The 19,112-nt window shown below is 65.5% G+C and carries 26 protein-coding genes, 1 tRNA gene and 1 pseudogene; 16 read left to right on the top strand and 12 right to left on the bottom strand.

The window, feature by feature from the left end; all coding sequences use genetic code 11:
* The first annotated feature begins 205 nt into the window (after window positions 1-205).
* The 4 genes from U4Z31_RS05475 to U4Z31_RS05455 all read left to right on the top strand — a co-directional run bounded on the left by U4Z31_RS05475 (window position 206) and on the right by U4Z31_RS05455 (window position 2,165).
* Window positions 206-646, top strand: coding sequence for an Hsp20/alpha crystallin family protein (locus U4Z31_RS05475; protein ID WP_124570351.1), 441 nt, complete (start codon window positions 206-208; stop codon window positions 644-646).
* Window positions 647-661: 15 nt separating this feature from the next.
* Entirely contained in the window at window positions 662-1,069 is a 408-nt protein-coding gene (locus U4Z31_RS05470) for an Hsp20/alpha crystallin family protein (RefSeq protein ID WP_044843463.1), read from the top strand.
* A gap of 412 nt (window positions 1,070-1,481) precedes the next feature.
* Window positions 1,482-2,045 carry an Hsp20/alpha crystallin family protein gene (locus tag U4Z31_RS05460; protein WP_321809665.1) on the top strand — a complete coding sequence of 188 codons (564 nt, stop codon included), beginning with the start codon at window positions 1,482-1,484 and terminating at the stop codon, window positions 2,043-2,045.
* 47 nt (window positions 2,046-2,092) lie between these two features.
* A tRNA-Lys gene (locus U4Z31_RS05455) sits at window positions 2,093-2,165 on the top strand.
* 547 nt (window positions 2,166-2,712) lie between these two features.
* Here U4Z31_RS05455 and U4Z31_RS05450 read toward each other — a convergent pair.
* The 6 genes from U4Z31_RS05450 to U4Z31_RS05425 form a co-directional block, all read right to left on the bottom strand.
* Window positions 2,713-3,135, bottom strand: a complete 423-nt coding sequence (locus U4Z31_RS05450; protein WP_044843461.1) for an ACT domain-containing protein — start codon at window positions 3,133-3,135, stop codon at window positions 2,713-2,715.
* 96 nt (window positions 3,136-3,231) lie between these two features.
* Window positions 3,232-3,711 carry a hypothetical protein gene (locus U4Z31_RS05445; RefSeq protein WP_260426156.1) on the bottom strand — a complete coding sequence of 160 codons (480 nt, stop codon included), beginning with the start codon at window positions 3,709-3,711 and terminating at the stop codon, window positions 3,232-3,234.
* Between the two features lie 184 nt (window positions 3,712-3,895).
* Complete coding sequence (locus tag U4Z31_RS05440; RefSeq protein WP_082088431.1) at window positions 3,896-4,117, bottom strand: hypothetical protein; 222 nt, start codon at window positions 4,115-4,117, stop codon at window positions 3,896-3,898.
* Window positions 4,118-4,166: 49 nt separating this feature from the next.
* Window positions 4,167-4,979 (bottom strand): fused MFS/spermidine synthase, encoded by an 813-nt coding sequence (locus U4Z31_RS05435; RefSeq protein ID WP_415750267.1) that lies wholly within the window; start codon window positions 4,977-4,979, stop codon window positions 4,167-4,169.
* Window positions 4,980-4,984: 5 nt separating this feature from the next.
* Window positions 4,985-5,248 carry an HPr family phosphocarrier protein gene (locus tag U4Z31_RS05430; RefSeq protein ID WP_044843459.1) on the bottom strand — a complete coding sequence of 88 codons (264 nt, stop codon included), beginning with the start codon at window positions 5,246-5,248 and terminating at the stop codon, window positions 4,985-4,987.
* Window positions 5,249-5,282: 34 nt separating this feature from the next.
* Entirely contained in the window at window positions 5,283-5,729 is a 447-nt protein-coding gene (locus U4Z31_RS05425) for a hypothetical protein (protein WP_321809664.1), read from the bottom strand.
* 207 nt (window positions 5,730-5,936) lie between these two features.
* Between U4Z31_RS05425 and U4Z31_RS05420 the strand changes: the two are divergent.
* Window positions 5,937-6,288, top strand: a pseudogene (locus U4Z31_RS05420) (zinc ribbon domain-containing protein YjdM).
* Window positions 6,289-6,380: 92 nt separating this feature from the next.
* A complete protein-coding gene (locus U4Z31_RS05415) occupies window positions 6,381-6,524 on the top strand; it encodes a hypothetical protein (protein WP_415750266.1) in 144 nt (47 codons plus the stop codon).
* An 83-nt stretch (window positions 6,525-6,607) separates the two neighbouring features.
* Here the strand turns inward: U4Z31_RS05415 and U4Z31_RS05410 are convergent, their stop codons facing one another.
* Together U4Z31_RS05410 and U4Z31_RS05405 are read right to left on the bottom strand one after the other, a co-directional pair.
* A complete protein-coding gene (locus U4Z31_RS05410) occupies window positions 6,608-6,805 on the bottom strand; it encodes a ribbon-helix-helix protein, CopG family (protein ID WP_044843458.1) in 198 nt (65 codons plus the stop codon).
* 168 nt (window positions 6,806-6,973) lie between these two features.
* Complete coding sequence (locus U4Z31_RS05405; protein WP_321809663.1) at window positions 6,974-7,741, bottom strand: YoaK family protein; 768 nt, start codon at window positions 7,739-7,741, stop codon at window positions 6,974-6,976.
* Window positions 7,742-7,986: 245 nt separating this feature from the next.
* Here U4Z31_RS05405 and hyfB point away from each other — a divergent pair, with 245 nt between their 5' ends.
* From hyfB to U4Z31_RS05370, 7 genes are all read left to right on the top strand, one after another.
* The gene (hyfB, locus tag U4Z31_RS05400) at window positions 7,987-9,993 is read left to right on the top strand and encodes a hydrogenase 4 subunit B (RefSeq protein ID WP_321809662.1); all 2,007 of its coding nucleotides are present in this window, start codon (window positions 7,987-7,989) and stop codon (window positions 9,991-9,993) included.
* Complete coding sequence (locus U4Z31_RS05395; protein WP_044843455.1) at window positions 9,987-10,937, top strand: respiratory chain complex I subunit 1 family protein; 951 nt, start codon at window positions 9,987-9,989, stop codon at window positions 10,935-10,937. The genes hyfB and U4Z31_RS05395 overlap by 7 nt, the downstream gene beginning before the upstream one ends.
* Window positions 10,938-11,597: a formate hydrogenlyase gene (locus U4Z31_RS05390; RefSeq protein WP_044843454.1), complete on the top strand. Its 660-nt coding sequence runs from the start codon at window positions 10,938-10,940 to the stop codon at window positions 11,595-11,597.
* Entirely contained in the window at window positions 11,590-13,053 is a 1,464-nt protein-coding gene (locus U4Z31_RS05385; protein WP_044843453.1) for a hydrogenase 4 subunit F, read from the top strand. Before U4Z31_RS05390 ends, U4Z31_RS05385 begins: the two co-directional genes overlap by 8 nt.
* Before the next feature lie 3 nt (window positions 13,054-13,056).
* A complete protein-coding gene (locus U4Z31_RS05380) occupies window positions 13,057-14,619 on the top strand; it encodes an NADH-quinone oxidoreductase subunit C (RefSeq protein ID WP_321809661.1) in 1,563 nt (520 codons plus the stop codon).
* Window positions 14,619-15,134: an NADH-quinone oxidoreductase subunit B family protein gene (locus tag U4Z31_RS05375; protein ID WP_044843451.1), complete on the top strand. Its 516-nt coding sequence runs from the start codon at window positions 14,619-14,621 to the stop codon at window positions 15,132-15,134. Before U4Z31_RS05380 ends, U4Z31_RS05375 begins: the two co-directional genes overlap by 1 nt.
* Before the next feature lie 201 nt (window positions 15,135-15,335).
* Window positions 15,336-15,533 (top strand): DUF2970 domain-containing protein, encoded by a 198-nt coding sequence (locus U4Z31_RS05370; protein ID WP_044843450.1) that lies wholly within the window; start codon window positions 15,336-15,338, stop codon window positions 15,531-15,533.
* 210 nt (window positions 15,534-15,743) lie between these two features.
* Here U4Z31_RS05370 and U4Z31_RS05365 read toward each other — a convergent pair whose 3' ends face one another.
* Window positions 15,744-15,956 carry a DUF2909 domain-containing protein gene (locus U4Z31_RS05365; protein WP_044843449.1) on the bottom strand — a complete coding sequence of 71 codons (213 nt, stop codon included), beginning with the start codon at window positions 15,954-15,956 and terminating at the stop codon, window positions 15,744-15,746.
* Complete coding sequence (locus tag U4Z31_RS05360) at window positions 15,953-16,303, bottom strand: hypothetical protein (protein ID WP_044843448.1); 351 nt, start codon at window positions 16,301-16,303, stop codon at window positions 15,953-15,955. The genes U4Z31_RS05365 and U4Z31_RS05360 overlap by 4 nt, the downstream gene beginning before the upstream one ends.
* 373 nt (window positions 16,304-16,676) lie before the next feature.
* Here U4Z31_RS05360 and U4Z31_RS05355 point away from each other — a divergent pair, with 373 nt between their 5' ends.
* A complete protein-coding gene (locus U4Z31_RS05355) occupies window positions 16,677-16,862 on the top strand; it encodes a ribbon-helix-helix protein, CopG family (RefSeq protein WP_044843447.1) in 186 nt (61 codons plus the stop codon).
* Between the two features lie 21 nt (window positions 16,863-16,883).
* Here the strand turns inward: U4Z31_RS05355 and U4Z31_RS05350 are convergent, their stop codons facing one another.
* Window positions 16,884-17,720 (bottom strand): spermidine synthase, encoded by an 837-nt coding sequence (locus U4Z31_RS05350; RefSeq protein ID WP_124528647.1) that lies wholly within the window; start codon window positions 17,718-17,720, stop codon window positions 16,884-16,886.
* 46 nt (window positions 17,721-17,766) lie between these two features.
* The gene (locus tag U4Z31_RS05345) at window positions 17,767-18,111 is read right to left on the bottom strand and encodes a zinc ribbon domain-containing protein YjdM (RefSeq protein ID WP_044843445.1); all 345 of its coding nucleotides are present in this window, start codon (window positions 18,109-18,111) and stop codon (window positions 17,767-17,769) included.
* A 237-nt stretch (window positions 18,112-18,348) separates the two neighbouring features.
* On the opposite strand from U4Z31_RS05345, the gene U4Z31_RS05340 reads away from it, so the two are divergent.
* Entirely contained in the window at window positions 18,349-18,741 is a 393-nt protein-coding gene (locus tag U4Z31_RS05340) for an HPr family phosphocarrier protein (RefSeq protein WP_260434335.1), read from the top strand.
* 75 nt (window positions 18,742-18,816) lie between these two features.
* Window positions 18,817-19,038: a hypothetical protein gene (locus U4Z31_RS05335; protein ID WP_321809660.1), complete on the top strand. Its 222-nt coding sequence runs from the start codon at window positions 18,817-18,819 to the stop codon at window positions 19,036-19,038.
* Window positions 19,039-19,112 lie beyond the last annotated feature (74 nt).

Raw genomic sequence — 19,112 nt, 5'->3', positions numbered from 1 at the left:
CAGCACCGGAATTTCAAGTGCAAAAATCTGCCGCCGCCCCTTGAAATTTTCCGCAGAGTGCCTATCTTGAGTTTCGCTCAGGCAGACGCGCGAACCGTTTCATCCCGCGCGCTGCGTGTTTCGATTTGTTTGCCGGCAGTCCGGCAGGCGAACTGGAGCGCGTAGGCCCGTTCGCCTCCCGATTGCCATCCAGGAGGATACGATCATGAGCGATCTTTACTTCGGAACCGATCTCTTCAGCGAGTTCGACCGCCTGCAGCAGCAGATGGCGCAACTCTTCGGCGGCTTCCCGTCCAGCATCCGCGCGAGCCGGCTCGGCGCATTTCCTCAGATCAACATCGGCGCGACGGACGAGTCGATCGAGATCGTCGCCTTCGCCCCGGGCATCAACGCCGCCGAACTCGACGTGTCGATCGACAAGGGCTTGCTGACCCTCAGCGGCGAACGCAAATCGACGCAACCCGACACCGAAAGCGAGACGCGTACGTACGCGCAGGAGCGCTTCGTCGGCGCGTTCCGGCGCGTCATCGAGCTGCCCGACACCGCCGATCCCGACAAGGTCCAGGCGCGCTACGAAAATGGCTGCCTGTCGATCAGTATCGGCAAGCGCGAGTCGTCCAAGCCACGTGCCATCACCGTCCAGTAACTCGAGGAGCCGATCATGAACGACATGACCAAACTGGCTGAACGCGACCCGTCCGCAGTCACGCGCCGCGACGCGGAACAGGCCACGCGCCGGATCACCCTCACCCCGGCCGTCGACATCTACGAGAGCAATCAGGGCGTCACACTGTGGGCAGATCTGCCCGGCGTGACGAAGGACAAGCTGGACGTCAAGGTTCACGACAGCAGCCTCTCGATCGAGGCCGAGGCGGTGGTGCCGACGCCGGCCAATCTGCGCCTGCAGCATGCCGAGGTCCGGGAGCCGCACTTCGCGAGGACGTTCACGCTGTCACCGGACTTCGATACGTCGAAGATCGAGGCAAGCCTCCAGGACGGGGTGTTGAAGCTGACGATCCCGCGTCGCGACGAGGCTCGCCCACGGCGCATCGAAGTCAGGACCGGCTGACCCTGCGGCAACGGCGGGTCGGGAAGATGGGCGGCGGGGAAAACGCCGCCGCCCGTCGCGAACCAGGCGCGGGAGGCACCGGTTTCCGATGTCGCTCAGGAGTCCTGGAAAGGGCATGCGGTCCTTGTCCGCACCGTGCCCATGCGACGATCGCGACACGCACGTCCGCACCGGATGGCTACATCGCCATCGTCCGGATCGAACGGAACGATGAGGTGTCGGCCGACCGGCATCCGCCGCGTTTCGGCGAGCGCTGGACAAGCGCGGCCGAAACGCAGCGCGATGCGCTCGAGTACGCGGTGAAACTGATCGATCGCGGCATGCCCGGCGCAGTCGAGGCTCGGGGCACGCTTGCTGCCCGAGGGGCTGGCCGCCACGCTCGAAACGGATTGAAGCTGAATCGGAGGACGCCATGAATACCGATCCGAAAAAGTGGAACCCCTTCAAGTTCCTTCGCGGAACTGCCCGCAAGTCCGACGCGGAAGGCCCGGAAAACCCGCCGTCAAGCGAACAGTGGCGGGCCGCGTGGCCCGACATTCCGCGACTGTTCTCACGTGAGCCGTGGCGTGCGGTGGAGGAATTCCTTCATGACCCGCTCGCAGGCCGTGGCGCGCTCGAACGATGGTTCGGCGACTTCAGTTCATCGCGCTTCCAGCCGCGCATCGACGTCGTCGATGAAGGACCGGTGCTGCGCGTGACCGCCGAACTGCCCGGAATGGCGCGCGAAGATCTGAAGGTGAGCGTCGAGGACGGGGCAATCGTGCTGCGCGGAGAGAAAAAGCAGGACGTACGCAGCGAGGAAAACGGCTGTTACCGGCTGGAGCGCGCCCACGGAAGCTTCATCCGCACGATCCCGATGCCGGACTACGCCGACCCCGATCGCACGTTGGCAAAGTTCGATAACGGTGTACTCACGTTGACCGTGCCAAAGTCGGAGCCGACACAGACCGCAAGTCGCACGATCGAAATCCGCTAGGGCAAACACGAAAAGTGCCGTGGTGGTGGGCGGATATCGGACGAACCGGGCCGTTGGCTCAGTTGGTGGAGCGGCCGACTTTTTGTCCGTTGGTCACTGGTTCGAATCCAGTACGGCCCACAGGGAACCGAAAATCCGCTGCCCCCCGACAAACGCGGCTTGCGATGGGCGACGAACGCGACGAAGCCATGGATGACGGTCAACCAGCCAATGTGGAAGGGACGGCTGCGAACTCCCGCCAGTGGTGACCAGCGAACGAAAGCGACAAGCGGGGGAATCGGCGATGCTGAATGGATAAGACAGGATAAGTATTCTTATCACAATGCATCTGTTTTTCTTAAAAACTCGAACGCGAACAAATACGCCGGGTCGATCAATCCCCTGCCCGCTCGCCCGTGTTTGCCGCACACGGCATGACGAAACGCGAAGGCACGCGAAGGCACGCGAAGACACAGGAACACGGCAGACGTACGCGGCAAATCACGCGAACGAAGCACCGCTGCGGCGCGTCGCCCGCGCGCATGCCGCAATGATTGGCCGTCGATATTCCGCGGCGGCCTCATCGGTCGAAGATCAGGCAGACAGCGCCGCACGCCCGATGCAACGCACGCGAGATTCAGCCGTGAAAGGCGCCCCGCCTCACCCGGCAGTCGACTGAAGCGGCAATTCAGGGCCTTTGCAGGATGTCTGTCGCCTGCTCGGCGTCGGCCAGCGAGTCGAGCGCTAGATAGGCAATGAACTGCGAGCCGAGCACGGCGGCGGATACGCCGCGGAGATTGATCCCGCCGTCCGACAGTTTCTGGGTCAGCTCCGCGATGATCCCCATCTGGTCCAGCCCCATCACGCGGATCGAGTGCAGGCTCGAGCTAGGACTGAATCCCGCCTGCGTGGCGGCACGAGTCTCCCGATCTCCCTGCAGCGGCGCGACGAATACCACCCCTTTGCCGGGTGCTTCCTGGGTGCGCCGGGCGACGATGAATTGCAAATCCACGCCGGCATCCCGCAACGCGTTCAGCACGTGTGCAAGACCGCCTGGCTTGTCCTCGATGGTGGCCGCCCATACGTCGACGCGTTCCACGAGCAGTTCCATGGCCCCTCCAAAAAGTCGGACCTCGATGAAGACAATCTATGTCGCGCATGACCGGCGAGCAAGGCCGCTTGTGCGAACGGCGTCATGCAGTTTCGCCTAGGAATCCGATGATTTCGCCGACGGGGGACGCAAGCCGAGCATGACCGCCTGCCGATGTCGCCATTGAAGCAGCGCGTCGCGGAACTCGTCGGATGATTGCCCGGACGTAACCCGCCACGCTCCGGATTGAAAGGATCTCGCGGCGCGCCAGAACGACCGGGCCTCGGGCCCGTCGTCGATGGGAGTAATGGGCAACTGGTACGTTCGATGCAGATACGACAGGAAGGCGAGACCGTAGCCGCGGCGCCTCATCGTCGGGAGAATTTCCAGCCGATGGACATATACCCGATCGGTTCGCGGCGCCAGGCTGTATGTCGCCGCGCCGACGATACCGCCGGATGCCGCGAGGATCGCGACTTCCCAACCCGAATGCGGCACGCCGTCGATGCCCAGATCGATCGGCGTCGATTGAAAACGAATCACGGGAAGCCGGCGAAATTTGCGTCGCGCAAAAAGTAACCGCAGGTAGGAAAGCACGTTCAGCCTTTCGTCGTGTCCGCAGCGGCACGCTTGCTCATCTTCGCGCGCCACCGCAATTCGCAGCCGCACCCTGGCGCGTTGACGCTTCCCCTGTCGAACGCAACCGCCCATGACATGAACGACCCGGCATGGATGTCCGGATCGACGCGACCGTGCGATTCGCGAGCGACGCCGGCCAGAACTATTTCCGGTTCTTCAGGAACGTCTGTCCGGCTGCCGTGATCGAGACGCTTCCGCGGCCGTTCGTCGGATAGCGCACGAATCCTGCGCCGATGAGCTCGCGGGTAATGGACCAGCCAAGTGCGGGTGTATCGCGACCGTAACGAATATCGGCAAGGCGCTCCAGCGCCCAGATCGCGGATGCCGAGATGGTCGGAACGGTCGAAGCTTCGTTATCGCTCATGGCGTCTCCAGGAGTTTGATCATGATCAAGGGTGCCGCATGTATCGGACTCAATCGGCAAGACACGCACTCAGGCGCGTCCAGTCGTAACGGGCGCCGACCTCGATGCGTACGGCGGCATCGACGAGGTCGATGCCGTGGTGGCCGCAGTGCCGATCCGCACGTTCGATGAGTGCCTCGAGCGACGGCAGCGGTGCGTCGCTCTTCCAGGCGAAGGCGATCACGTTGCCCGCACCGTCTTCCGCCGGTGCGATTGCGACGGAAGGGCCGAACGTCTCACGCAGCCTCGCGAGACAATCACCGAGTCGCGGATCGTCGCCGAGCAGATTGACGACGAGCACGCCGTCGTCGTTCAGTCGCGCGCGACAGGTGTCGTAGAAGGCGGCGCTGCAGAGCTCGGACGGCGCACCCTCCGCATTGAAACCATCCTGCAACAGCGCATCGAATGTGTGCGCGGTCGTCGACAGGTGCCGCGCCGCGTCCGCGCAGATGATCGTCAGTCGCGCGTCGTCAGGTGGAACGTGGAACCGGTCGCGAAGCGCAATCACTTCCGGATTGATTTCGATTGCCGTGAGACGGGTGTTCGGCAGGTTCCGATAGCAATACTTCACGAGCGAACCGCCGCCGAGCCCGATCAAGCCCACATGCGCGGGTTCCGGCTGAAACAGCAGGAACCCCATCATCGTGCGCGTGTAGCCGAGTGCGAGCGCGTCCGGAGCCTCCCGCAGCATCGTGCTTTGCATGCCACGGCCGTCGAAGCACAGCGAGACGAGGTGCTCGTTTTCCACGACGATCGGCTTGTCGGCGATCTCGGCCGGGGAAGCCGCGCGCAGGCCCAGGAACGGAAAATCGACAGGCGGCACGCGGGTCAGCCCTCTTGAAGCAAGGGCAAGAGCGCACGAAGCGCCGCCTCTTCGTCCGGACCGCTTGCAAGGACTTGCGCGGATGCGCCGCGACGCACCTGCAGCGATGACATGGCCATGCCGTCCTTGGCATTCCCGCGCCGCCCATTGGCGATCAGCAGGATGTCGCTGTCGAAACGGCGCGCCGTGACCACGAGCGCATCGCGCACGGCGGTCGCACCGTTCCGGCTCCAGGCGGGACCTGCTTCGAAATAGACGACGGTTGCCATGTTCCTCGCGTGTGGCGTGAGATGGAGCTGGTATTCAGTGGGACGGGCCGATCCGGCAGGCCATCAGGAACGCCTGGAACTCGGTTTCCCATGCCGCGTTGCGCACGTCGATTTCGAAACCGGCGAGACGCTGCATTGCGCCGCTCAGATACACGGCACGGAGCAATCGAGGCGGCACGCCCTGCGCGAAACAGCAGCCATCCGCATCGAGCAGCAGGCGCGGGTGGTGCCGGAACCGCGCACTGGCCACCGAGATGGGATCCATCACATGCCGAGCCGATTCCCGCGGATAGACGAACGCCAGATGAATACCGGCGGCCGCGAGCCGCTCGCCCACATCATGGAAGCGGTGGACCATCTGGAAGCCGCGCTCGCCGCCGCGCCCGACGCCCACCACGACAAGCCCCCGGCTCCCCGCGACCTCCGGCAGGGATATGGGCCGTCGATCGGGCAACAGCAGCACCCCATCCAGATCGAACATGTCGGCTACCTCCGCGAATCCGCCCTCAATTCCGGCGATCGGCGGCAAGGCTGAATTATAAGACAGCATTCATCGAATGTGTATTTCATTATAATGTTGTGTGCGCCCGCTCCTTGGTCGGCCCGCCTGCGAGCCGACGGCACGGCGCCCGTTCCGGCGAGGCAGGCATCAGCCCGCTTTTGCCGCCGACCGGCTCGAATCCGTCCGATGGAAGCCGCGAACGGTGCCCCCGCCTGCCCGCAATGCGCAATGGAATACACCCGCCCGAACGGCACACTGCATCTGTGCGCGGACTGAGGTCATGAATGGTCGGCGGGCGCCGGCATCGAATCCGCTGACGAATCGGCCAGGCGAGTCGTCAAGGACGCGAACGGCAATGCTGTCGGACGGCGGCGTGGTCGCGCGGATCAAGGATCTGCGCGTGGGGGGTCCATCGATCACGCTGAGAATGGGCGCCGAGGTAAAAAGCATCCGGATCGTCTGCGGCGATCACGAGATCGACGGCAAGACCGACGCGGGCAGCTTCGTGCTCGCGGCGTGCTTTCGCCGGGAAGCGTGACGCCGCGCGCTTACCTACGGCGAACCCGCTTGTCGTTGCAGTGCGCTGCACGCGCTCCCCACCGACAACATATCTACCGGGATCGATCGGGCATGGAGCGCGGTTATCGGAATCTGCGCGGCGTGATCATCGATGCGATCGAAACCAATCCGGACATGATCGCGCTACGCGATGTATTCAGGATTCCTGCAGACGATGCCCGGTTCAAGATGGCCCGTGCGGATGGCACGAAGTAAGTGACACGGAAGGATGCCCATACCGACCCTGGCATGCGCGCGGCATGCGCACCGGGAAATCGACGTCCAGGCGGCTCGCGAACTCAGTCCGCGCTTCGCTTCACCCGTTTGCCGAGCGCGCTTTTCGTCTTGTAGCTCACGCCGTGTTGTTCGAGATACTCGCGAATCAACTGCCGCACGACTTGCGACGGCGTCAGGTCCTGCTCCGCGCAGAGCATGTCGAACGCCTCTTTCTTGGCGGGATCGATCAGGATGGTCAAGCGTGCGGTTTTCGTTTCCATTGCAGGGCAGAGTCGGCGATATGCTAATTTAATTATAATGCATCGGCCCTTGCGTACCACGCCGCAGAGCATTCGGCACGCGCGTGTGGCCCACGCTCGGCGAAAGCGCCCCAAGCAGGATCCGCCGCCGGCAACGCGCAGTCGGGTTTCGTTTCACCTTGTGCAGGCTCACGACCGGCGGTCAAGCCGATAGAGATAGTCGAGCACGTCGTCGACGACGGGCACGATCGCCAGCGTGACGAGTGCCGCGGCCAGCGGCACGGTCGACACGTAGCCGACATGCTTGAAGCCGATTGCGCCGGCCAGCCCCCCGACGAAGAACGACGCCAGCATCGTCGCGTGAATCCTGAGCTTCGCGCGGTTCGCGATCACCGTCTGCGCGTGCACGTCGGCACTTGAACGATTCCAGTAAAAGAGCTTGCCGAATTCGATGCCGAGGTCCGTCACGATGCCCGTCATGTGCGTCGTGCGGATTTCGGCCCCCGACAGCTTGGTGATCATCGCGTTTTGCAGCCCCATGATGAAGCACAGCAGGATCACCGTGACCGGCATGAAGAACGCTTCCCACAGCGCGAGATGGCTGCCGAGCAACCCGAACAGTAGCAGCAGCCCCGCTTCGACCAGCAGCGGCAGCACATACTGACTCTGCAGGCCGCGGCGCCGCCCCCAGTTGACGAGCACGGCCGAGCAGCCGGCACCCACCAGAAACGACGCGAGCGAACCCACCCCGGCCAGCACGAGCCGGATGTCGCCGAGCGCGGTCTGATCCGCGATCGCCGACACGATCCCGCTCATGTGCGACGTGTATTGCTTGACCGCGAGGAAACCGCCGGCATTGGTTGCGCCGGCGACGAAGGCAAGCGAAAACCCGAGCTGGCGGTTCGCGGCCGCGCTGCGGTGTTTTCCCGTCAGGCTTCGGAAGTACTGCGCTGGCATAGGATCTTCCCTCATTCGCCCGGATCGGGAGACAACGACGCCCCGAGCGGAACCCGGCGCGCCGCGGCACACCGCCACGGTCGCCCGTTCCATCCAGGGTGCCATGAGACTTTCATGATAACGGCATTATCATACCTTGTTATCCTGATTCGTCTTTCGGTGTCATAATGCGGGCAGGAACAGGTCGCGGAAGAAGCGGCCTTTCCATCACCTCGTCCAACCCGAGCGTACTGGAGACATTCCGGATGGCACCCGTGCCGGTCGTCCATTTCGTCCTGCTGGCCGTGGCCGCGTGGCTCGCGGTCGGCACGCTGGGGCTCGGGGCGCTGCGCCGCACGCGACTGGTTGCCCACGGCCTCTTTCCGCTTGGTGCGCTGGTCGGACTGCTCGTCGGCGCGGCGGGCCTCGCCGGCATCCTTGCCGAACCGTCTGCCGCGGTGCTGCCGATCGGGCTTCCCGGCCTGCCCTTTCATCTGCGTCTCGATCGCCTGTCCGGCTATTTCCTGTTCGTGCTCGGCCTCGTCAGCACGGGGATCGGCGCCTTTTCAGCCGGCTATTTCCGCAAGGGCGAAGGATCCGCGCCCGGGCTGATCTGCTTCGAATACCACGTCTGCGTCGCAAGCATCGCGCTGGTGTTGATCGCCGACGACGCCTATGTATTCATGGTCGCCTGGGAGACGCTGACGCTGTCCGCGACGTTTCTCGTCATGACCAACCACCGGATCGGCGAGATCCGCCGGGCCGGTTACCTGTATTTCCTGATCTCGCACGTCGGCGCGCTCGCGCTGCTGCTCTGCTTCGGCATTCTGCAGGCGCGCACCGGCGACTACACCTTCGCCAACCTGCGCGCGCAGTCGCTGGATGCGTTGCCCGCGTCGTTCGCTTTCCTGTTCGCGCTCGTCGGGTTCGGCGCAAAGGCGGGGATCTTCCCGCTGCATGTGTGGCTGCCGGAGGCGCACCCCGCGGCGCCGTCGCCGGTCTCGGCGCTCCTCAGCGGATTCGTGCTGAAAGTCGGCCTGTACGGCCTGCTGCGCGTGCTGTTCGACCTGTTGCACGTGCAGATTGCGTGGTGGGGCGTGCTGCTGCTCGTGCTGGGGCTCGGCACCGCGCTGCTCGGCGTGGTGTTCAGCACGATCCAGGTCGACATGAAGCGCCTGCTCGCCTATTCGTCGATCGACAACGTCGGCCTGATGATCGTCGCGCTCGGTCTCGCGGTGCTGTTTCGCGCGTACGGGATGACGAGCCTGTCCGCGCTCGCGCTGACCGCGATGCTCTACCAGATCGTTGCGCATGCGGCGTTCAAGAGCCTGCTGTTCCTGGGCACGGGCGCCGTGCTCCACGCCACCGGCGAGCGCAACCTCGGCAGGCTCGGCGGACTGATTCGCTTCATGCCGTGGACCGCGTGGGCCGTGCTCGCGGGCGTCGCGGCCAGCGCGGGCCTGCCGCCGCTAAGCGGTTTCGTGGCCGAGTGGCTGCTGCTGCAGGGCTTTCTGTTCGCGCCGCGGTTGCCGGATTCGGTACTCGCCATGACGGTGCCGATCGCCGCCGCGCTGATCGCGATGTCGGCCGCGCTGGCCGGCTACACGATGGTCAAGTTCTTCGGCATCGTGTTCCTCGGGCAGCCGAGAGAAGCGAAGCTGAACCGCGCCCGCGACGCGAACACGTGGGAACGGCTCGCGTTCTGCTGGTTCGCGACCGCCAGCGTGCTGCTCGGGCTGATGCCCGCCCAGTTCGTCAAGCTGCTGGATCGCGTCACGCACACGCTGGTCGGCGCCGGCGTCGGCGCGGACAATCATGGCTGGCTGCTGTTCGCGCCCGTGTCGGCCGCTCGCGCGAGCTACATGCCGGCGGCGTTCATGCTGTTCTTCATCGCCTGCTGCGGGCTCGCGTGGGTGCTGGTACGGCGTTTCTATCACGGCCGGCTGCGCCGCGCGGCCCCGTGGGGCTGCGGCTTCCCGTTCACGACCGCGCGCATGCAGGATACGGCGGAAGGATTCGGGCAGCCGATCCGCGAAATCTTCGCACCGCTGCTGCACATCGAGCGGCAATTGCCGTCGCCGTTCGACACCCGGCCGGCCTACCGGGTGTCGGTGACCGATCGCACCTGGTCCGCGCTCTACGCGCGCGTCGCGGCGCTCACGCAACGCATCGCCGACTGGGCGGGCCGCCTGCAGACGGGCAAGATCGCGGTTTACCTGACCTACAGTTTCGTCGTGCTGATCGTGCTGCTGATGTTGGTGAGACGATGGTAACCCTGTCCGGCGTCATCTCGCAGACTCTCGAAATCGTGATAGCGATCGCGGCCGCGCCATTGCTCACGGGGTGGGTCAACCAATGCCGCGCCTGGCTTCAGAACCGGCGCGCGCCGTCCATCTGGCAGCCGTACCGGATGCTCCACAAGCTGTTCAACAAGGAATCGGTCATCGCGCACGGCGCGAGCCCCGTGTTCCGCGGCGCGCCCTATGTCGTCTGGGCCGCCATGACGCTCGCGTGCGCAATCGTGCCGACCCTGTCGACCGAGTTGCCGCTGTCGCCCGCCGCCGATGCGATCGCGCTCGTCGGCCTGTTCGCGCTCGCGCGCGTCGCGCTGTCGCTCGCGGCGATGGACGTCGGCACGGCGTTCGGCACGCTCGGCGCCCGCCGCGAAATGCTGATCGGCTTCCTCGCGGAGCCGGCACTGCTGATGGTGCTCCTGTCGGCCTCGCTGATCACGCAGTCGACGCTGCTGACGAGCATCGTCGCGACGCTCGGCCGCGGCGAGCTCACGATCTATCCGAGCCTGGCGTTCGCCGGCATCGCGTTCACGCTGGTCGCGCTGGCCGAAAATGCGCGGCTGCCGGTCGACAATCCGACCACCCACCTCGAGCTCACGATGATCCACGAGGCGCTGATCCTCGAATATTCGGGGCGGCACCTTGCGTTGATGGAATGGGCGGCAAGCCTCAAGCTGTTCGCGTATTCGTGCATCGGTCTCGCGTTGTTCGTGCCGTGGGGCATCGCGAATGCGGGCGACCCGGTCGCGCTGCTGCTGGCGGTGCCGGTGCTCTTCATCAAGCTGACGGCAGGCGGTGTCGCGCTCGCCGTGGTCGAAACGGCCAACGCGAAGATGCGCATCTTCCGGGTACCGGAATTCCTGGCCACGGCCTTCCTGCTGGCCGTGATCGGCATGCTCGTCCACCTGCTGCTGGGGGCATGAATGCACGCCTACGCGACACAACTGATCAACTTCCTCGCGGCCGTGCTGCTGATGCTGTCGTTCGCGATGCTGAGCCAGCGCCGGATCCTGTCCCTGATCCATCTCTATACGCTGCAGGGCGTCGCGCTCGTGTCGGCGAACCTGATCCTCGGCTTCGTCACGGCCGACGTGCACCTGTATGTATCCGCCGGGCTGACGCTCGTGCTGAAGGTCGGCGTGATCCCGTGGTTCCTGTATCGGCTCGTGCGCAGGCTCGACGTCAAGACCGACGTCGAGCCGCTCATCAACATCCCGACCACGCTGCTGATCGGCATCGTCCTCGTGATCGTCGCGTTCAATGTCGCCGCGCCGATCAGCCAGCTCGCGACCTCGGTCGCGCGCGGCACGCTCGGCATTGCGCTTGCGTGCGTGCTGCTGTCGTTCATGGCGATGATCACGCGCGCCAAGGCCATTCCGCAGGTGATCGGCTTCCTGTCGATGGAAAACGGGCTGTTCTTCGCGGCGGCGGCCGCGACCAACGGCATGCCGATGATCGTCGAGCTCGGCATCGGGCTCGACGTGCTGATCGGCATCCTGATTCTGGGCGTCTTCATGTTCCAGATTCGCGAGCAGTTCGACAGCCTGGACATCCATCACCTCGAGAAACTCAAAGATGAATGACGCCCACGTCGTGCTCGCCGTGCTCGGGCTGCCGCTCGCGGGCGCCGCGTGCCTCGCCTGCGTGCGGCCGAGCCGGGTCGCGCGCCACCTGAACGTCGGCTTCAGCTTCCTGACCTTCGCGGCGACGCTGGTGCTGGCCGCGCGCACCGTCGAGCACGGCCCGTCGTTCGCATTCGGACGCGCGTTCTTCGTCGATCCGCTCAATGTCTATCTCGTTGCGCTCACGGCGTTCGTCGGCTGGACGACTTCGCTGTTTTCCCGGCCCTACATGCAGATCGAGGAAGCCCGCGGCCGGATGACGGCCGCGCGGATGCGGCTCTATCACAGCATGTATCAGCTCTTCATGTTCGCGATGCTGCTCGCGCTGCTGACCGACAACGTCGGCGTGCTGTGGGTCGCCATGGAAGCCGCCACGCTTGCCACCGTGTTGCTCGTCAGCGTCTACCGAACCGCCGCGAGCCTCGAAGCCGCATGGAAGTACTTCATCCTGTGCGGCGTGGGCATCGCCCAGGCGCTGTTCGGCACGATCCTGCTGTACCTCGCCGCGAGCCGGCAGCTGACCGACGGCGACGCGCTGCTGTGGACGAGCCTGGCCGCCGTCAAGACGCAGCTCGACCCGACGATCGTGTCGATCGCCTTCGTGTTTCTGCTGGTCGGCTACGGGACCAAGGTCGGCCTCGTGCCGATGCACAGCTGGCTGCCGGACGCGCACGCCGAAGGTCCGACGCCGATTTCGGCGGTGCTGTCCGGCCTGCTGCTGAACGTCGCGCTGTACGCGGTGCTGCGCTGCAAGGTGCTGGCCGACGGCGCGCTCGGCAATGGCCTGCCGGGGCGGCTGCTGGTCGGGTTCGGGCTCGTGTCGGTCCTGATCGCGTCGTTCTCGCTGTTCCGGCAGAAGGACGTGAAGCGCCTGTTCTCGTACTCGTCGATCGAGCACATGGGCTTGATGACGTTCGCATTCGGGCTCGGCGGCCCGATCGCGACGTTCGCCGGGCTGCTGCACATGACGGTCCATTCCCTCGTCAAGTCGGCGATCTTCTTCGCGGTCGGCCATGCCGCGCAGAAGGCCGGCACGCAGGCGATCGACGGCATTCGCGGGCTGCTGCAGGTCAGCCCGACGGTCGGCTGGGCCATGATGCTCGGCACGCTTGCGATTCTCGGCCTGCCGCCGTTCGGCGTGTTCGCGAGTGAATTCCTGATCCTGACGACGGCCATGAACACGCTCCCGTGGACCGCGCCGTTGCTGCTGCTCGGGCTCGCCGTCGCGTTCGCGGCGATCTTCGCGCGCGTGCAGCGAATGGTGTTCGGCGAAACGACGACGGCGACGCCGCTCGAACACCGGCCGGCGCTGCTGCCGGTGTTCGTGCATCTGGGACTCGGCCTGATGCTGGGCCTGTACGTGCCGCCTTACCTGGCCATGTGGTACCGCCAGGCGGCGACGATGCTGGCGGGGTGAACGATGCGACTCGACTTGATTCAGGCGGACGGCTCGACGCGCCTGCGGCACGCGGCAGGCCAGGTTCCGGCTGCCGTGGTTGACGTGGACGAACCGCGCTGGCTCGACATCGCGCACGCCGCGCGGAGCGAACGAAGCCGGCTCGTCGCGATGTGGGGCGGCGAAACGCGCGCGCGCGTATTTTCGGTCAATGCGGCGTACGAATGCGACGACGGCGTCCTGTGGGTGCGTCTCGCGACCGGGCCGGAACCGCGGGCCGACGGCGACTATCCCGATCTCGCGGGCGTGTTTCCCGCCGCGACGCGCATGCAGCGCGCCATTTTCGACCTGACCGGCCTGCGCGCACGCGATGCGCGCGACACGCGCCCGTGGCTCAATCACGGCAACTGGCCCGACGACTACTTTCCGCTGCAGAAGCAGGCAACCGGCATCGAGCGATTCGAATCGAACGAAGCGGATTATCCGTTCGTGCAGGTTGCCGGCGACGGCGTGCATGAAATCGCGGTCGGGCCGATTCACGCCGGCATCATCGAGCCAGGCCATTTCCGGTTTTCCGTCGTCGGCGAGAAGGTGCTGCGGCTCGAGGAACGGCTCGGCTATGTACATCGCGGCGTCGAACGGCTGTTCGAACGGACGGCCGCATCGAACGGCCATCGCGTTGCGGGCCGGATCGCCGGCGACTCGACCGTCGCGTTCTCGTGGGCCTATTGCATGGCGCTCGAACAGGCATGCGGCACGGCCGTGCCGGCGCGTGCGCTGGTGCTGCGCGCCCTCCTGCTCGAGCGCGAGCGCATCGCCAATCACCTCGGCGACCTCGGCGCGCTCGGCAACGATGCCGGATTCGCGTTCGGTCTCGCGCAGTTCTCGCGGCTCAAGGAGAACTGGATCCGGACCAACGGCGGCGTCTTCGGGCATCGCTACCTGATGGACCGGATCGTGCCGGGCGGGCTGGCCATCGACATCGATCCGGAAGACGCGGCGATCCTCACCGAACAGTGCGAACGCATTGCACGCGACGTGCACGTGATGCGCAAGATCTACGAGGACCAGTCCGGGCTGCAGGACCGGTTTCTCGGCACCGGCCGCCTGAATGCCGACGTCGTCACGCATTTCGGCGTGCGCGGCATGGCCGCCCGCGCCAGCGGCCAGAGCTTCGACGTGCGCGCGAACCTGCGGCCGGCCCCGTACCACGACCTGGCCGTCCAGGCGGCCAGCGATGCGCGCGGCGACGTTGCCGCGCGGGTCGCCGTGCGGTTTGCCGAAATCGACGAATCGCTGCGCCTGATGACCGACCTGCTCGCGAATCTTCCGGAGGGGCCGATCGCCGCCGCCGTCATGCCCGCGGCGGCACCATCCGCGGGCATCGGCTGGGTGGAGGGCTGGCGCGGCGACGTGTTCGTCGCGCTCGAGACGGCATCGAGCGATGCCATCGCGCGCTGCCATTGCCACGATCCGTCCTGGCAGAACTGGCCGGCGCTCGAGCACGCGATCATCGGCAACATCGTTCCCGATTTCCCGCTGATCAACAAGTCGTTCAACCTGAACTACGCGGGGCACGATCTCTGATGTGGCAACTCATCCGTCAATTCGCGCGCACCGACTTTCCCGACGAACCCGTGCCGGCCACCGAAGCCGCGTGGCGACACGAGGCGCAGCAGATTCGTCAGGACATACTCGACCTCCTCGGCCGCGCCTTGTGCATCCGGCAGATCGACGCGGGTTCGTGCAATGGTTGCGAGCTGGAGATCCACGCGCTGAACAACCCGTACTACAACATCGAAGGGCTCGGGATCAAATTCGTCGCCAGCCCGCGCCATGCGGACCTGCTGCTCGTGACCGGCCCCGTCACGCTGAACATGAAGGCCGCCGTGCTTGCCGCGTACGACGCCACGCCGGCGCCGAAACTCGTCGTCGCGGCCGGCGAGTGCGCATGCACGGGCGGCATCTTTGCCGACAGCTATGCGGTGTGCGGCCCCGTTTCGTCGGTCCTGCCCGTCGACGTGACCATCCCCGGATGCCCGCCCCCTCCGGTCGATTTGCTGCGCGGCATCCTGACCGCCTGCCGATCACGCGGAGCGTGAAGCGGATGCCCGCGGCAATCCTTCAGGCGGCCGATGAGGCGCGGATATCCGGATCCATGACGTCGTCTCGTTCGAACGCAAGCCGGCCCCGGCGCACAGCCACCGAACGATCCGCGTGCAAACGGAAACGCGATGCTCACGCGCGTCGCGACGCGCGGTATCGGTATCCCAGCAACTTTTATTGAGGCGAAGGAAAACTGTATGACTGAAAAAGGTAAAGACCAGATCGTTCGTGCGTTCCGCGCGGTCTTCCTGGCGTTTCTCGGCGTCAACAAACGAAAGAATCTCGAAGCGGATGCCACGCAACTCAACCCGTTCGCGGTAGTCATTGCCGCGTTCGTTGCACTTGGCGCATTCATTGCGCTGCTGTTGATCGTCGTTCATCTGGTCGTGGGTTGACGGTTCGCCGCCACGAATGCGCGAGCTCGCCACGGCAACGCACCGGCCAGGTCGCGCGCATGCCCGTTCGCTACGGCGTGAAGATCGGCAGGCCCGGTGCGATCGGGTCGCCCGACTCGATCGGCCGGTTCTCCCTTCTCCCGTATCGGATCGGCGATCCAGATCACCGGCGCCCGGCGCGCCGGTCGACGCGCGACCGAATGCCGCGCATCACCGCCCGATCGGCAGCCCCGTCGGTTCGATCCACCCGAGCCGGTACGCAATCAGCAGCGACAGGAACAGCGTGATCGACAACCCGACGCGCGCCGCCAGCGACCAAGCCATCCGCTTGCTTCCGCCGCGGTCGTGATTCATGAAATACAACGCGAAAACCAGGCTTCCGATAATCATCACGAAAGCCGCCGAAACCAGCGCAATCTTCATTGTTTGTGTTCCTCCAGACCCGAATCGGTCTTCAGCAGTTCGGCCAGCCTTTGCCGCTCGGCAGCGACGTCGGCGACGCCCGACGCCGGCCAGTCCAGCGCCACGCCATTACCCAGCGAATCGCGCACGAGCGTCTGGTAATGGCGGTCGCTGATCCGGCCCTGCTCCATCGCTTCCGATATCTCATGCCGAAACGGTAGCGGAAAGCTCGCGTATCCGCGCGACAGCGCGGCATATTGCCGCGCGTCGATCTCTTTCGACGACGGCACGACGGCCCACACCACGACGGCCACGATGGCTGCAAACGGAATCGCCGTATAGCGGAGAACGAACTTGATCGGGGTCATGAGGCGGATATCGGAGTGGCGTGTAGCGGAGTGGCGTGTAGTAATGGCGAAGCAGCGGCCAGGCAGCGCCGCGGTGACGGCCCGCACGGGCCGCATGGAAACGGAAGCGGCCGGCGCCCATCGCGCAAACGCCGGCGCCGCTTGGGCAGCCCGGCTGCCGGTAGCCACGTCCGACATTGTACTTAAAGCCCCATACGGCCAACAGGGTATGATAATCCGGTTATCATGCTTGCCGCGCGATCGACGATCCGTTCTCAGCGCGCGAATGCCGGCATCGCGAGTTCGCTCGCACACCACAATCGCGCATTCGGACAGAGCAGCGAAAACGGATGGATTATAATTTGATTAACATATCGACCGCGCCCGCCTCACGATGGAAACGAAAACCGCCCGCCTGACCGTCCTGATCGACCCCGCGAAGAAAGAAGCGTTCGACCTGCTCTGCGCGGAGCAGGATCTCACGCCGTCGCAAGTCGTGCGTCAGTTGATCCGCGAGTATCTCGACAAACACGGCGTCACGTACAAGACGAAGAGCACGCTCGGCAAGCGGGTGAAGTAAGCCCGGCCGAACCCGGCGCCGTCACGCGCAGATCTCCCACCGTGCATGTTCACGCGCGCGCCACACGAGCCGCGCGGGATCGATGCCCTCCCCGGCCTTCATGCGCCGGGCGGTGGACGACAGCTTGAGCGCGCCGGCCGAACCGAACCCGAGCGCGCGTTCGAGCAGGATCCGCAGCGACGGCAACGGGTTGCCGTTCTTCCACGCGAACGCGATGAAGTTGTTGTCGTCGCCGCACGGCACCAGCGCATACGAATCGTCGAACACCGCGCGCAGTTGCTCGAGATGCCGCGGCAACGCCGGATCGTCGTCCATGAAATTGATCGCGAGCACGCCCGTTTCGCTCAGCCGCGCACGGCACGCGTCGAGAAAGGCCACGCCCGTGCAACTGCCCGGCATGCCGTCGGCAACGAACGCGTCGTGCAGGATCACGTCCGCCCGGACCTCGGGCCTTGCCACGTAGTCGGCGCCGTCCGCGCAGACCACCGCGAAGCGCGCGTCGTCTTGCGGAATCCGGAACACGTCGCGCAGCGCGATCACGTCCGGGTTGATCTCGACCGCGTCGATCGCCGTGTCGGGCAGGTGCCGATAGCAGTATTTCGCGAGCGATCCGCCGCCGAGCCCGATCATGCAGATGCGCGCCGGCACCGGCTGCAGCAGCAGGAAACCCATCATCACGCGCGTATAACCGAGTTCGAGCCTGACCGGATCCTGCAGCGACATGAAGCTCTGCGTGCCGAAGTGGTCGAAGTGCAGCGACACCGCGTGCTTCGTCTCGAGCACGAACGGCCGGCCGTCGTTCAACGGCATCGCCAGGAACTGCAGGAATGCGTCATAGGACGCTCGATCCTCGCTCATGCTCGGCAGGCCCGGTTGATCGGGGCGTCGGTCGCGCCGCGTGCGGTCATACCTTCTTCAGGTAGCAGGCCTTCAGCATGAAGCCGCCCATGTCGGTCTTGCAATCGACTTCGTGATCGCCGCCGACGAGACGGATGCTCTTCACCTTGGTGCCCATCTTCAGCGTGATCGACGAGCCCTTCACGCGCAAATCCTTGATCAACACGACGGAATCGCCGTCCGACAGCACGTTGCCGTTCGCGTCCTTGACGACGTCGCCCGCCGGTTCGTCGCCCGCTTCGGCGCCGGCGCCGGCCGACCATTCATGGCCGCAGTCCGCGCACACGTAAAGCGTGCCGTCCGGGTAGGTGTTTTCCATCGCGCATTGCGGGCAGGCGGGGGCGGCGTTCATTGCAGCTTCCATTCGGTGGGGGTTCAGGTCAATCGAAAAAAAATACCGGGCACGCAAGCACGTGGCCCGGACCGCGCGCGCACCGCTGCGATCCACGGATCGACAGGGCAGCGCAACGCGCACACGACATTATAATGCAATACACATAATCCAGTTGTCGTATTATAATCGTCAGCTTTCGATCATTCGCCGGACTTGATGGCGGTTTCGCTGAGGATGTCGACATGTTCGAGATGAATGCCGCACCGGCACCCGATGCACGGCGCGCGGCGCCCCGTCGGGAAGCCGCGCGCCGCGCGTTCCCGCCGTGCTGCCGGCCGGCCATTGCACGCCGTTCCGGCGATTTTCCCCGAGGCTGATCCGCACGTGGCAACCGTCGTCTACGTTGAAATCGGCCCCGCATGGAACCGCGGCCGTGCGGCCGCGTCCCGCGACGCGATCGTCGCGGCGGCACACCGCTTCCAAAGCGAGATCCTGCTGCTCGCCAACGGGCTCAGCGGCAGCGCGAAGGACGCAACGGCCATCGCGGCGCTGCAGATGCATGGCGGCACGTCGGCGCAGATGCTTGCCACCGGCCCCGACGAGGAAGCCGCGCTCCAGGCGCTGTTGCCGTTGCTGCAGGCGGGCTGACGCCGCGGCGCGCCGCGTCGCCCGATCCCACGGCCTCGTGCCGTTCACCCTGAATCACCCGTCCCCGAGGAAGCGATGAACGACAACGTCACGTCCAATTCCCCCAACTTGTCCGCGTCCGCGCTCTGGGCGCTCGAGCGCCTCGCCGACGTGCGCTACGGCCGCGATGCGCCGGCGCTCGGCTGGTCGGTCGAGCAGGAACTCGTCGGCGCGGGCTTCGTCAGCCATGCCGCGCATGGCCGTTCCGGGGCGTCGATCACCGCGCACGGGCGCAGCTTCCTGAAAAGCCGGAAGTAGGAAACAGGAAACGGCCGGCACGGGCGCGCTGCTGCCACGCGACCGCCATCCCGTGCCGACCCCGTCGGGCGACG

This window comes from Burkholderia sp. BCC1985 (assembly GCF_905339915.1).
GTDB lineage: Bacteria > Pseudomonadota > Gammaproteobacteria > Burkholderiales > Burkholderiaceae > Burkholderia.
This window is presented reverse-complemented; position numbering and strand designations above follow the sequence as displayed.

What these genes read in the sequence shown, in the direction of transcription:
- U4Z31_RS05475 (WP_124570351.1), top strand. Translation starts at nt 206, where the DNA reads ATGAGCGATCTTTACTTCGGAACCGATCTCTTCAGCGAGTTCGACCGC.
- U4Z31_RS05470 (WP_044843463.1), top strand. Translation starts at nt 662, where the DNA reads ATGAACGACATGACCAAACTGGCTGAACGCGACCCGTCCGCAGTCACG.
- U4Z31_RS05460 (WP_321809665.1), top strand. Translation starts at nt 1,482, where the DNA reads ATGAATACCGATCCGAAAAAGTGGAACCCCTTCAAGTTCCTTCGCGGA.
- U4Z31_RS05450 (WP_044843461.1), bottom strand. Translation starts at nt 3,135, where the DNA reads ATGGAACTGCTCGTGGAACGCGTCGACGTATGGGCGGCCACCATCGAG.
- U4Z31_RS05440 (WP_082088431.1), bottom strand. Translation starts at nt 4,117, where the DNA reads ATGAGCGATAACGAAGCTTCGACCGTTCCGACCATCTCGGCATCCGCG.
- U4Z31_RS05430 (WP_044843459.1), bottom strand. Translation starts at nt 5,248, where the DNA reads ATGGCAACCGTCGTCTATTTCGAAGCAGGTCCCGCCTGGAGCCGGAAC.
- U4Z31_RS05425 (WP_321809664.1), bottom strand. Translation starts at nt 5,729, where the DNA reads ATGTTCGATCTGGATGGGGTGCTGCTGTTGCCCGATCGACGGCCCATA.
- U4Z31_RS05415 (WP_415750266.1), top strand. Translation starts at nt 6,381, where the DNA reads ATGGAGCGCGGTTATCGGAATCTGCGCGGCGTGATCATCGATGCGATC.
- U4Z31_RS05410 (WP_044843458.1), bottom strand. Translation starts at nt 6,805, where the DNA reads ATGGAAACGAAAACCGCACGCTTGACCATCCTGATCGATCCCGCCAAG.
- U4Z31_RS05405 (WP_321809663.1), bottom strand. Translation starts at nt 7,741, where the DNA reads ATGCCAGCGCAGTACTTCCGAAGCCTGACGGGAAAACACCGCAGCGCG.
- hyfB (WP_321809662.1), top strand. Translation starts at nt 7,987, where the DNA reads ATGGCACCCGTGCCGGTCGTCCATTTCGTCCTGCTGGCCGTGGCCGCG.
- U4Z31_RS05395 (WP_044843455.1), top strand. Translation starts at nt 9,987, where the DNA reads ATGGTAACCCTGTCCGGCGTCATCTCGCAGACTCTCGAAATCGTGATA.
- U4Z31_RS05390 (WP_044843454.1), top strand. Translation starts at nt 10,938, where the DNA reads ATGCACGCCTACGCGACACAACTGATCAACTTCCTCGCGGCCGTGCTG.
- U4Z31_RS05385 (WP_044843453.1), top strand. Translation starts at nt 11,590, where the DNA reads ATGAATGACGCCCACGTCGTGCTCGCCGTGCTCGGGCTGCCGCTCGCG.
- U4Z31_RS05380 (WP_321809661.1), top strand. Translation starts at nt 13,057, where the DNA reads ATGCGACTCGACTTGATTCAGGCGGACGGCTCGACGCGCCTGCGGCAC.
- U4Z31_RS05375 (WP_044843451.1), top strand. Translation starts at nt 14,619, where the DNA reads ATGTGGCAACTCATCCGTCAATTCGCGCGCACCGACTTTCCCGACGAA.
- U4Z31_RS05370 (WP_044843450.1), top strand. Translation starts at nt 15,336, where the DNA reads ATGACTGAAAAAGGTAAAGACCAGATCGTTCGTGCGTTCCGCGCGGTC.
- U4Z31_RS05365 (WP_044843449.1), bottom strand. Translation starts at nt 15,956, where the DNA reads ATGAAGATTGCGCTGGTTTCGGCGGCTTTCGTGATGATTATCGGAAGC.
- U4Z31_RS05360 (WP_044843448.1), bottom strand. Translation starts at nt 16,303, where the DNA reads ATGACCCCGATCAAGTTCGTTCTCCGCTATACGGCGATTCCGTTTGCA.
- U4Z31_RS05355 (WP_044843447.1), top strand. Translation starts at nt 16,677, where the DNA reads ATGGAAACGAAAACCGCCCGCCTGACCGTCCTGATCGACCCCGCGAAG.
- U4Z31_RS05350 (WP_124528647.1), bottom strand. Translation starts at nt 17,720, where the DNA reads ATGAGCGAGGATCGAGCGTCCTATGACGCATTCCTGCAGTTCCTGGCG.
- U4Z31_RS05345 (WP_044843445.1), bottom strand. Translation starts at nt 18,111, where the DNA reads ATGAACGCCGCCCCCGCCTGCCCGCAATGCGCGATGGAAAACACCTAC.
- U4Z31_RS05340 (WP_260434335.1), top strand. Translation starts at nt 18,349, where the DNA reads ATGCCGCACCGGCACCCGATGCACGGCGCGCGGCGCCCCGTCGGGAAG.
- U4Z31_RS05335 (WP_321809660.1), top strand. Translation starts at nt 18,817, where the DNA reads ATGAACGACAACGTCACGTCCAATTCCCCCAACTTGTCCGCGTCCGCG.